This window comes from Pseudomonas sp. 2995-1 (genome assembly GCF_002742505.1).
Taxonomy (GTDB): domain Bacteria; phylum Pseudomonadota; class Gammaproteobacteria; order Pseudomonadales; family Pseudomonadaceae; genus Aquipseudomonas; species Aquipseudomonas sivasensis.
The window spans coordinates 1-346 of sequence record NZ_LJSA01000350.1 but is presented as its reverse complement, the minus strand read 5'-3'; the positions used below and the strand labels follow the sequence as shown (position 1 = coordinate 346).

At 33.2% G+C, this 346-nt stretch carries 1 protein-coding gene; it reads left to right on the top strand.

Annotation, left to right across the window (positions count from 1 at the left end; all coding sequences use genetic code 11):
• The coding region (locus AOA61_RS31205) for a hypothetical protein (RefSeq protein ID WP_158234803.1) at positions 1–346 on the top strand (346 nt) is incomplete at both ends.

Below are 346 nucleotides of genomic sequence, written 5' to 3'. Positions count from 1 at the left end.
TATATAATCAGAGTGAAACCACAAAGGCATTGTTAAAAAAAGTGAGTTCTTTTGGATATGAAGCGAATGAAAATCTATCTGAAGGAAAAATACTAGATTTTTTTGTACAGACGGTAACGAATATCTTTTCAGTAAATCAAGTTTTTATCTATGAAAAAGTTGACGGGAAATTTTCATTGATTAAAGGCTTTAGTGACGATGGAGTAAACATTCGCGGGACTGACCCAGATGTCATAAGTAGGAAAGTTTTTGAGCAAGGGTGTTCACTATATTTTACGAAACGCAAACAATGGTTACAACTTGATAAAGAAAGTGGCTTATGTGCTCAAACTAATTCCGTTATATC